Origin of the sequence: Agromyces tardus, from assembly GCF_003710805.1 — a bacterium.
Lineage (GTDB): Bacteria > Actinomycetota > Actinomycetes > Actinomycetales > Microbacteriaceae > Agromyces > Agromyces tardus.
In genome coordinates this window covers 21,998-31,998 of the sequence record NZ_RHHB01000038.1, presented here as the reverse complement: position 1 = coordinate 31,998, position 10,001 = coordinate 21,998, and the positions used below count along the sequence as shown (strand labels likewise).

Below are 10,001 nucleotides of genomic sequence, written 5' to 3'. Positions count from 1 at the left end.
GGCGCCGCGCCGCTGCCGCCCGCTGCCGCCCTCGCCGGCGGTGCGTCGTCCGCGCAGGCGCGCGAGCGTGGCCCCGGCGAACGACATGGGCGACGCGGACCGGGTCGCGGCGGAGTCGAGCTCGACCTCGACCTCGGCGGGCGTCGCGCCGACGGCGTCGCGCGGCAGGTGCTCGGGCGCGATCACCGTGACGGTGCGCGCCGGGTTCGCCGCCATCGCGTCGAGCGCGGCATCTCGCGCGAGCGGCACGAGGTCGACCTCGGCGAGGTCGAGCGGCTTGGCCTCGTCGAGGCGGGCGAGGGCGAGCAGGTCCTCCACGAGGCCGCCCATGCGGATGGCCTCCTTCTCGATGCGGTCCATCGCCTGGGCCACCTCGTCGGGCGTCTGCAGGGCGCCCATGCGGTACAGCTCGGCGTAGCCGCGCACCGAGACGAGCGGCGTGCGCAGCTCGTGGGAGGCGTCGCCGACGAAGCGGCGCATCTGGTCGATCGTGCGCGCGCGGTCGCGGAAGGCCCGGTCGATCCGGTTGAGCATCGTGTTGAGCGAGCGGTTGAGGCGCCCGACCTCGGTGTTCGGCGTGGCGCCGCCGAGTCGCTGTCCGAAGTCGCCGTCGGCGATCGCCGCGGCCGTGCGCTCGACCTCGCGGAGCGGCGCGAACGTCGACGTCACGAGCATGCGGGTGAGGAGCGCGCCGACCACGACGACGCCGAACCCGAAGCCGAGGAAGATCGCGAGGTACGCGGCGAGCAGCCGCTCGGTGTCCTTCGACGAGATGGCGAGGATGATGGGCGCGAGCTGGCCGCGGGAGTCCTCGACCATCATGGCGTAGACCCCGCGGAACGTCGGGTCGCCGTTGGTGTCGCGGATCGCGAACACGGTGTAGCCGCCGCCGTTGTTCTGCGCGTAGACGTCGGCCTGCGTCAGGGTGCGGGGGAGCCGGGGCGGCGCCGAGCTGCGGTCGGTCCAGTTGTCCTTGACGAACCGGCCGGTCTCCGAGTCGTAGATCGCGATGAAGACGTCGTCGGCGGTCGCGCCGAAGTCGAGCCCCTTCAGGTCGGCGTTCGCGCTCGGCTCCTGGCCGTCATCCGTGAAGTACTTGCGCAGGTCGCCGGACGCGATCGTGCTGAGCTTCGACTCGAGCTGCCCCTCGACGTAGGAGCGCAGCATCGCCGCGGTGCCGATGCCCGAGACGAGCAGCCCGAGCGTGAGCATCAGCACCGTGACACCCGTGATCTTGGTGCGCAGCGAGATGCGGTTCCATCGCTCGGAAATGGTCTGGTGCATGGCGGGGCGAGTCTACGCAGCGTGCCTGAGCCGCCGCTGTACTACGGCTTCGACGACTTGAGCATGTAGCCGAATCCGCGCTTGGTCTGGATGAGGGGCTCCGCCGAGTGCTGGTCGAGCTTGCGCCGCAGGTACGAGATGTAGCTCTCGACGATGCCGGCGTCGCCGTTGAAGTCGTACTCCCACACGTGGTCGAGGATCTGCGCCTTCGACAGGACCCGGTTGGGGTTCAGCATGAGGTAGCGCAGCAGCTTGAACTCGGTGGGGGAGAGCTCGACGGGCACGTCGCCCACGAGCACCTCGTGGGTGTCCTGGTCCATCGTGAGCTCGCCGGTGCGGATGACCGCGTCCTCCTCGGCGTGCATCGTGCGGCGCAGGATCGCCTTGATGCGCGCGACGATCTCGTCGAGGCTGAACGGCTTCGTGACGTAGTCGTCGCCGCCGACGGTGAGGCCGGTGATCTTGTCCTCGGTGTCGTCCTTCGCGGTGAGGAACAGGATCGGCGCGGTGTACCCGGCCGATCGCAGCCGCTTGGTGACGCCGAACCCGTTCATGTCGGGCAGCATGACGTCGAGGATGATGAGGTCGGGCTCCTCCTCGAGCACGGCCGAGATGGTCTGGGCGCCGTTGCCGACGGCGCGCACGGCGAAGCCGGCGAAGCGCAGGCTCGTCGTGAGGAGGTCGCGGATGTTGGGCTCGTCGTCGACGATCAGGATGCGGGGTCCATCGCTCATACCCACGATTCTCCTGCGCGTTGGCTGAAGCCTAGCTGGGAATTCGTTGGATCGCCGTGGCCGCCCCGTGGATGCGCACGTAACAGCGTCCCGCACCCGGATCGAGCTGCACCCGCGCGGAGTCCTCGCCGAGCCCCTCGGCCATGCCGCACACGAGGGAGTGGTTGAGCGCGCACACGACGTCCCGGTTGTCGACGGCCAGCGCGTGGAAGGGGCACACGCCCAGCACGACGTCGTCGCCGTCGGCCACGGGTTCCATGCCGGCGCGGTCGAGCGCGTCGGTCAGGTCGTCGGCCGACTCCGCGAGCCGGGCGCCGGCGTTCGCGGCGGCGGCACGCAGGGCGTCGAGCACGGTCTCGCGCTCGGGCCCTGCCGATGCGATCGCCTCGGCCATGACGTGGCCGGCGAGCTCGTAGCGCCGGCGGGGGAGCTCGACGGCGGTGTCGCGCTCGGCGCGACGGTAGACCTTGGCGGGCCGGCCCTGGCCCGGGCCGGTGCGCTCGCCGAGCCGGCGGGATTCGACATCGAGCAGCCCTTCGGCGGCGAGCCGGGTGAGGTGGAACGCTGCGGTACTCCGGGGCACGCCGAGCGCGGCGGCCACGGCGTCGTGGCCGAGGGGCTCGCCGCTGCGCGCCACGAGGTCGTACACGCGACGTCGCAGCGGGTCGGCGAGGGCCGAGACGGCACTCACGCCCCGCTCGAAATCGAGATCGTCGTCGGATGCCACGTGTCGCTCGCTTCTAAAATCAATGACCCTTGACAAAAGAGTGCCACGCGCCTACCGTCGGGCACAAGGGGAAGGGTGCAGGAGATGACCTCGATCGAACTCGCCGAATCCGGCGCCGGGCGCCCGCGACTGCACGCCGTCGCCGCCGAGCACGAGCCGGCCGACACGCCCGCCCCGTCCGTCGACCTGGACCGCGCGTCGGCCGCCATCGCCGAGCTGCTCGCGGCGTTCGGCCGCGACATCCGTTCGCCCCATCTCGCGGACACGCCGCGCCGGGTCGCGGGTGCGTTCGCCGAGCTGCTCAGCCCGCGCCCGTTCGAGGCGACCACGTTCCCCAACGAGGAGGGCTACGACGACCTCGTCGTGGTCTCCGGCATCCCCTTCGACTCGCTGTGCGAGCACCACCTGCTGCCGTTCACCGGCACCGCCCACGTCGGCTACGTGCCCGGCGACCGACTGCTCGGGCTCTCGAAGTTCGCGCGCGTCGTCGAGCGCTTCGCACGCGACCTGCAGGTGCAGGAACGGCTCACGCGGCAGGTCGCGCGGTGGATCGACACGGAGCTGCAGCCGCTCGGCGTGGGAGTGGTGCTCGAGGCCGAGCACCTGTGCATGTCGCTGCGGGGCGTGCAGGCGCGGGGCGCTCGCACGGTCACGAGCTCGTTCACGGGCGTGCTCCGTGACGACGGGCGGACGCGTCGAGAGTTCCTCGCGCGGTGCGGGTTGCGCGACACGGAATGAGATGGGTGGGTGCCATGACGGATGCAGGCCGGTCGATCGTGATCGTCGGCGGTGGGCTCGCGGGCGCGCGGGCCGCCGAGGGCGCGCGGGAGGCGGGATACGAGGGGCCGCTCGTGATCGTGGGCGCCGAATCGGTGCCGCCGTACATCCGGCCGCCGCTGTCGAAGGAGTTCCTCGCGGGCACCGGCGAGCGCGACGCCATCGACGTGCATCCGCGGGCCTGGTACGACGAGCACCGGATCGAGCTGCGGCTCGGGCGCCGCGTCGAGGGACTCGACCCGTCGACCCACGAGCTCGCGCTCGACGACGGGTCGGTGCTGCGCTACGACCGGGCGCTGCTCGCCACGGGTGCCTCCCCGCGCCGGTTCGGCGGCCCGGGCGCCGACCTCGACGGCGTGCACCTGCTGCGCACCGTCGACGACTCGGTCGCGCTCCGCTCGGCGCTCGCACCGGGCGGACGGCGCGTGGTGATCGTCGGCGCCGGCTGGATCGGCCTCGAGGTCGCCGCCGCGGCACGCGGGTACGGCAACGACGTCACCGTGCTCGGGCTCGAGACCGTGCCGCTCAACGTGGCGATCGGCGACGACGCGGGCGCGGTGTTCGCCGCGCTGCACCGCGAGCACGGCGTCGACCTGCGCATGTCGACGAGCGTCGCAGGCATCGTCGGCCACGACGGCCGCGTGACCGGCGTCGAGATCGAGGGCGGCGAGGTCGTGCCGGCCGAGGTCGTCGTCGTGGGCATCGGGGCGATCCCGCAGACCGCGCTCGCCGAGGCCGCCGGCCTCGCGGTCGACCGCGGCGTGCTGGCGGATGCCGCCTTCCGCACGAGCGACGCCGACGTGCTCGCCGTCGGCGACGTCGCGAGCGTCTTCCTCCCGTTCCTCGGGTCGCACCTGCGCACGGAGCACTGGGCCAACGCCGAGCACGCGGGCAGGGCGGCCGGGCGCTCGCTCGCGGGGGAGACACTGGAGTACGACGAGATCCCGTACTTCTACACCGACCAGTACGATCTGGGCATGGAGTACTCCGGCTACGGGCCGCTCACCGCGGGCGTCGCGCCGCTGTTCCGGGGCGACCGCGATGCGCGGGAGTTCGTGGCGTTCTGGCTCCGCGACGATCGGGTCGTCGCGGGCATGAACGTCAACGTCTGGGACGTGAACGAGTCCGTGCAGCGGCTCATCCGCTCGCGTGCCGTCGTCGACCCCGCGCGCCTCGCCGACCCCGCGGTGCCGCTCGAGGCGCTCGCCGGGCCCGCCGGATGAGTCCCGTCCCGCTGTCCGCGCGGCGCCGGATCGGCCCGCGCGAGTTCGACTTCTCGCGGCAGGTCGCCGTGATGGCGATCGTCAACCGCACTCCCGACTCCTTCTACGATCGCGGCGCCACCTTCGCCCTCGACGCCGCCGTCGACGCCGCGCGCACCGCGCTCGAGCAGGGCGCCGACTGGATCGACATCGGCGGCGCGAAGTTCGCCCCCGGCCCGCCCATCCCCGTCGACGAGGAGGCCGAGCGCGTGGTCCCCGTGGTGGCGGCGCTCGCCGGATCCGGTGCGGTGATCTCGGTCGACACGTTCCACCCCGAGGTGGCCCGGCGCGCGATCGCCGCGGGGGCGCACGTCGTCAACGACACCACGGGCATCCACGACCCGGCGATGGCCGACGTCGTCGCCGACAGCGACGCGACGCTCGTGGTCACGCACAGCCGCGCCGCGCCGCGCACGCCGTATCCTGCGCCGAGCTACGACGACGTGGTCGCCGAGGTCGGCGCATTCCTCCGCGACCGGGTCGGGCTGGCGCAGGCGCACGGCGTCCCCGACGAGCGGCTCGTGATCGACCCCGGGCACGACCTCAACAAGAACACGCTCCACTCGCTCGAGCTCACCCGACGGCTCGACGAGATCGCGGCGATCGGCCTCCCACTGCTCGTCGCCCTCTCGAACAAGGACTTCATCGGAGAGAGCCTCGGCCGCCGCGACCGTCGCGACCGGGTGGCGGGCTCGCTCGCCGCCGCCGTGTACTGCATCGGCAAGGGGGCGCGCATCCTCCGCGTGCACAACGTGCGCGAGACCGTCGACGCCGTGCGCATGGTCGAGGCGATCGAGGGCTGGCGCGCGCCGGCCTTCCTCGAGCACAACATGCCCGCCGAGGAGCGCCCGTGAGCGCCGGGTTCGACCTCGACCGCATGCGCGCCGCGTACGCGGTTCCCCACGACGGGCCCTGGCTGCGGGTGAACTTCGTGTCGAGCCTCGACGGTGCGGCCACGCTCGGCGGGCGCAGCGGCGCCCTCGGCGACGCCGACGACCAGCGGCTCATGTCGGTGATCCGCTCCACCGCCGACCTCGTGCTCGTCGGCTCGGGCACGGTGCTCGCCGAGGGCTACGGCGGCGCGGCCGTCGACCCGGCGGATGCCGCGTGGCGCGTCTCGCAGGGCATGCCCCCGCAGCCGCGGTTCGGGGTGGTCTCGTCGCGGCTCGGCCTCGGGCCGCGGCATGCGTTCTTCGCCGATGCCGTCGCGCGGCCGGTCGTCGTGACGAGCGAGTCGGCGCCCGACGCGGAGCGCGCGGCGCTCGCCGAGGTCGCCGAGGTCGTCGTGTGCGGAGCCGACCGCGTCGACCTCGTGCGCGCGGTCGTCGACCTCGCCGCGACGGGGCTGCGGTCGGTGCTCTGCGAGGGCGGTCCCGGGCTGTTCGGTGCGCTCATCGCGGCCGACCTCGTCGACGAGTTCTGCCTCACGTTGAGCCCCAAGCTCGTCGGCGGCGCAGCGGCGCGGGTCGCGGCATCCGCTGCCGAGCACCCCCGCGGCATGCGGCTCGCGCACGCGATCGAGGGCGAGCGGATGCTGTTCCTGCGCTACGTGCGCGGCGAGCACCGCGCGGGCGACTGAGCCGCGGCGCTGCCGGCTGCCGGCCCGCGACTGCCGCGCCGCCGAACGCGACTCAGGCCGCGGCCTCGAGCGAGTGCGCGTCGAGGATGGTGTAGCTGTAGCCCTGCTCGGCGAGGAACCGCTGCCGGTTCTGCGCGAAGTCCTGGTCGACGGTGTCGCGTGCGACGAGCGTGTAGAAGTTGGCCGAGAGGCCCGACTCCTTCGGCCGCAGCAGCCGGCCGAGGCGCTGGGCCTCCTCCTGCCGTGAGCCGAACGAGCCCGACACCTGGATCGCCACGGTCGCCTCGGGCAGGTCGACCGAGAAGTTCGCGACCTTCGACACCACGAGCACGGACGTGCGCCCGTCGCGGAACTCCTGGAAGAGCCGCTCGCGCTCGTCGACCGGGGTCGCGCCCGTGAGCTTCGGTGCGCCGAGGGCGTCGGCGAGCTCGTCGATCTGGTCGAGGTACTGCCCGATCACGAGGATGCGCTCGCCGGCGTGCTTCTCGACGAGCTGCCGTACGACGCCGAGCTTGGCGGGCGCGGTCGCCGCGAGGCGGTAGCGCTCGTCGTCGGCGGATGCCGCGTAGGTGAGCCGCTCGCCCGGCGGCAGGTCGATGCGCACCTCGTAGCAGGCGGCGGGGGAGATGAAGCCCTGGGCCTCGATCTCCTTCCAGGGCGCATCGAACCGCTTCGGGCCGATGAGGCTGAACACGTCGCCCTCGCGGCCGTCCTCGCGCACGAGGGTCGCGGTGAGGCCGAGGCGCCTCCGGGCCTGCAGCTCGGCGGTGAGCTTGAACACGGGCGCGGGCAGCAGGTGCACCTCGTCGTAGACCACGAGGCCCCAGTCGAGCGCGTCGAGGAGCGCGAGGTGCGCGTACTCGCCCTTCCGCTTGGCGGTGAGGATCTGGTAGGTCGCGATGGTGACGGGCTTCACCTCCTTGACCTGGCCCGAGTACTCGCCGATCTCCTCGGCGGTGAGGCTCGTGCGCTTGAGCAGCTCGTCGCGCCACTGCCGGGCCGACACGGTGTTGGTGACGAGGATGAGGGTGGTGGTCTTCGCGGTCGCCATGGCGCCCGCGCCCACGAGGGTCTTGCCCGCGCCGCAGGGCAGCACGACCACGCCCGAGCCGCCGTCGAAGAAGTTGTCGACGGCCTTCTGCTGGTAGTCGCGCAGGTGCCAGCCGGTCTGGTCGAGGTCGATCGGATGCGGCGTGCCGGGCGTGTAGCCGGCGAGGTCCTCGGCGGGCCAGCCGAGCTTCACGAGTTCCTGCTTCAGCTGCCCGCGCGCCCACGCCGCAACGAGGAAGCTCTGCTCGTCGATGCGCTCGGAGAGCAGCGGCGCGATGCGCTTCGCGCCCGCGACCTCGGTGAGCACGGCCATGTCGTCGCTGCGCAGCCGCAGCGCACCCTCGTCGGTGCGGTCGACGACGAGGCGGCCGTAGCGGGCCACGGTCTCGCGCATGTCGACGGCCACGGTCTGCGGCACCGGGAACTTCGCGTACCGCTCGAGCGTGCCGAGCATGTCCTCGGCGGTGTGCCCCGCCGCGCGGGCGTTCCAGAGGCCCAGCCGCGTGATGCGGTAGGTGTGGATGTGCTCGGGGGCGCGTTCGAGTTCCGCGAAGATCGCGAGGTCGTGGCGTGCGTCCTCCGCGAGCGGATTCGCGACCTCGAGGAGCACGGTGCGGTCGCTCTGCACGATGAGGGGGCCGTCTGACATAACGGGAAAGTCTACGCCCCGATCCTGCGTGCAGGGCCGGACGCGGCGGGCCGGGGGTTCTACCGGTCGGCGGCGCCCGGCGGCGCGGGCGCGACCGCGGCGATCGCCGAGAGCGGCAGCGTGCGCTCGATGTCGGCCTTGCGGTCGCGCGCCCGCAGGCGGCCGTTCGCGACGCTCGCGGGCGCGAGCAGGTAGTCGGCGGTGTCGCCGCCCGGCATCCGCACCGTCACCGTGAGCGTCTCCTTCGATCGCGCGGCCGCCTCGAGCTGGCGGGCGAGCCACGCCTGCTCGGTGCCCGGGCTGCCGTCGGCGGACTCGGCCACTCGGTCGAGCAGCGCCTCGATCGGATCGGGGCGGGGCGCCGGCGTCGGCACGTGGGCGACGCGGTGCCGTCGCAGCCGCACGATCGCGCCGTCGCCGTCCTCGGCGGCCACGGGGTAGCGGGCGTCGGAGAGCGCCCAGAACACCACGTCGGGCGCGAACCGGGAGAGCAGCCGGTGCGGACCCACCTGGCGCAGGCCGAGCGACGAGAGCGCCTGGTCGACGGCGAGCGTGCCGACGATGTGCGCGTCGTCGGAGCGCACCACGGCTCGCGCCGGCGCCTCGCCCGCGTCGGCGGCCGCCACGCGCACGGACCCGAATCGCGACGATGCCTCGCCGATGAGGTAGTCGAGCGGCTGCGGGATGCCGGTGAGCGAGACCTCGGTGAGGAAGGCGCGGATCGACTCGGCCGTCTCGCCGGCGGCGAGGGCGCGGTTCACGGATGCCGCGGTGACCCGGTAGCTCGACGCGAGATCGCGCGCCTCGACCTCGGCGAATCCACGGAGCCTCGAGTCGAGCCCCGGCTCGAGCGGACCCGGCGACACGATCGAGAGGTCGTGCTGCACGTACACGCGATCGACCTGGTGCGGGAAGTACTGCGCGAGTCGCGTCGCCGCGCCGGCGTCGTCGCCCGCGAGCACGAGGCGCCCCGTCTCGACCGGCTCGCCCGCGACCGCGAGGCCGAGCGCCTCGGCGTCGTCGATGAGCCGCTCCAGCCCCTCTTCGAGCCAGCGCCCGCCGCCGGGGTAGTACCAGGTCACGTCGTCGCGGAAGGAGCTCGCCGAGAGGCCGTCGCTGCGTCGGCCCACGAGCTCGCGCAGGGCCGCGGGGATGCGATCGCGCCAGCACTCGGCGAGCCTGCGCCACCGGCCGACGGTGTCGAGGAGCGCCCACGCGGCGCCCCCCTCCGACTCGAGCCAGACCGACCCGTCGCGCACCACGAGTCCAGCCTCGACGGCGCGCTGGAACAGCCGGGGCAGCGCCTCGAGCGGCATGCCTACGGCCTCGGCCAGCCGCTTCGCGTCGGGGAGCGCGAGTCCGCCCTTCGCGAGTTCGCGGGCCGGCTGCGCCGCGAGCCCCGCGAGCACCTCGGCGGTCGCCGCGATCGTCGCGTAGGCGGTCTCCGCGGCGTGGCGCTCGAGCAGCGAACGGTCGGCCCCGTCGCTGCCGACGGGCACGGGCGGGGCGGGTGCGGCGAGCTCCGCGGCATCCGGCAGGTCGGTGCCGAGCCTCGCGACGAGCCGGGCGCGCACCCCGCCGGGCACGTGCACCCGCTCGCCGTCGAGCACGACGAGCAGCGAGCGATCGAGTCGCTCGAGCAGCGCCGGAGTCGCCTCGGAGAGGTCGGATGCCGCGCCGAGCCGCACGAGCTCGGCCCGCACGCCCGCGACGGGGCTCCAGCCCGCATCGTCGGCGACGGCGACGAGCGCGGCGAGCACGGCCAGGCGGGGCCGATCGAGGCGGTCGAGCGCGGCGTCGACGGAGTCGTGGGCGACGAGCGCCTCGGCGAGATCGAACAGGTCGCGAACGCTGGAGGGCTCGAACTCACGGGTGGAGAGCGCGTCCGCGAGCGTCGCACGCGGTAGCGCACGAAGCCTCGCGGCGAGCTCGAGCATGC

Annotated in this window: 9 protein-coding genes; 4 read left to right on the top strand and 5 right to left on the bottom strand. The window is 73.4% G+C overall.

The genetic code is table 11. The annotated features are described in order from the left end of the window. The 3 genes from EDM22_RS14870 to EDM22_RS14860 form a co-directional block, all read right to left on the bottom strand. Positions 1–1,284, bottom strand: a 1,284-nt coding sequence (locus EDM22_RS14870; protein ID WP_122937870.1) for a sensor histidine kinase, incomplete at its 3' end; no start/stop codon positions are given. Between the two features lie 41 nt (positions 1,285–1,325). Then, positions 1,326–2,018 carry a response regulator transcription factor gene (locus EDM22_RS14865; protein WP_022894322.1) on the bottom strand — a complete coding sequence of 231 codons (693 nt, stop codon included), beginning with the start codon at positions 2,016–2,018 and terminating at the stop codon, positions 1,326–1,328. Positions 2,019–2,049: 31 nt separating this feature from the next. Continuing rightward, positions 2,050–2,745 (bottom strand): helix-turn-helix transcriptional regulator, encoded by a 696-nt coding sequence (locus EDM22_RS14860; protein WP_170964154.1) that lies wholly within the window; start codon positions 2,743–2,745, stop codon positions 2,050–2,052. Between the two features lie 84 nt (positions 2,746–2,829). Between EDM22_RS14860 and folE the strand changes: the two genes are divergently transcribed. The 4 genes from folE to EDM22_RS14840 are packed head-to-tail and all read left to right on the top strand — an operon-like array spanning position 2,830 to position 6,363. Continuing rightward, positions 2,830–3,483 carry a GTP cyclohydrolase I gene (gene folE / locus EDM22_RS14855; RefSeq protein WP_122937868.1) on the top strand — a complete coding sequence of 218 codons (654 nt, stop codon included), beginning with the start codon at positions 2,830–2,832 and terminating at the stop codon, positions 3,481–3,483. A 14-nt stretch (positions 3,484–3,497) separates the two neighbouring features. Further along, positions 3,498–4,745: an NAD(P)/FAD-dependent oxidoreductase gene (locus tag EDM22_RS14850; RefSeq protein ID WP_122937867.1), complete on the top strand. Its 1,248-nt coding sequence runs from the start codon at positions 3,498–3,500 to the stop codon at positions 4,743–4,745. After that, positions 4,742–5,638, top strand: coding sequence for a dihydropteroate synthase (folP, locus tag EDM22_RS14845; protein ID WP_122937866.1), 897 nt, complete (start codon positions 4,742–4,744; stop codon positions 5,636–5,638). The genes EDM22_RS14850 and folP overlap by 4 nt, the downstream gene beginning before the upstream one ends. Then, complete coding sequence (locus EDM22_RS14840; protein ID WP_122937865.1) at positions 5,635–6,363, top strand: pyrimidine reductase family protein; 729 nt, start codon at positions 5,635–5,637, stop codon at positions 6,361–6,363. The genes folP and EDM22_RS14840 overlap by 4 nt, the downstream gene beginning before the upstream one ends. A gap of 52 nt (positions 6,364–6,415) precedes the next feature. Here the strand turns inward: EDM22_RS14840 and EDM22_RS14835 are convergent, their stop codons facing one another. Next, positions 6,416–8,062, bottom strand: coding sequence for a DNA repair helicase XPB (locus tag EDM22_RS14835; protein ID WP_122937864.1), 1,647 nt, complete (start codon positions 8,060–8,062; stop codon positions 6,416–6,418). Between the two features lie 59 nt (positions 8,063–8,121). Continuing rightward, positions 8,122–9,999, bottom strand: coding sequence for a helicase-associated domain-containing protein (locus EDM22_RS14830; protein ID WP_122937863.1), 1,878 nt, complete (start codon positions 9,997–9,999; stop codon positions 8,122–8,124). Positions 10,000–10,001: the final 2 nt, after the last annotated feature.

Excerpts from the sequence above, each read along its gene's own strand:
- EDM22_RS14865 (WP_022894322.1), bottom strand. The coding sequence starts at position 2,018 with ATGAGCGATGGACCCCGCATCCTGATCGTCGACGACGAGCCCAACATC.
- folE (WP_122937868.1), top strand. The coding sequence starts at position 2,830 with ATGACCTCGATCGAACTCGCCGAATCCGGCGCCGGGCGCCCGCGACTG.
- EDM22_RS14850 (WP_122937867.1), top strand. The coding sequence starts at position 3,498 with ATGACGGATGCAGGCCGGTCGATCGTGATCGTCGGCGGTGGGCTCGCG.
- folP (WP_122937866.1), top strand. The coding sequence starts at position 4,742 with ATGAGTCCCGTCCCGCTGTCCGCGCGGCGCCGGATCGGCCCGCGCGAG.
- EDM22_RS14835 (WP_122937864.1), bottom strand. The coding sequence starts at position 8,062 with ATGTCAGACGGCCCCCTCATCGTGCAGAGCGACCGCACCGTGCTCCTC.
- EDM22_RS14830 (WP_122937863.1), bottom strand. The coding sequence starts at position 9,999 with ATGCTCGAGCTCGCCGCGAGGCTTCGTGCGCTACCGCGTGCGACGCTC.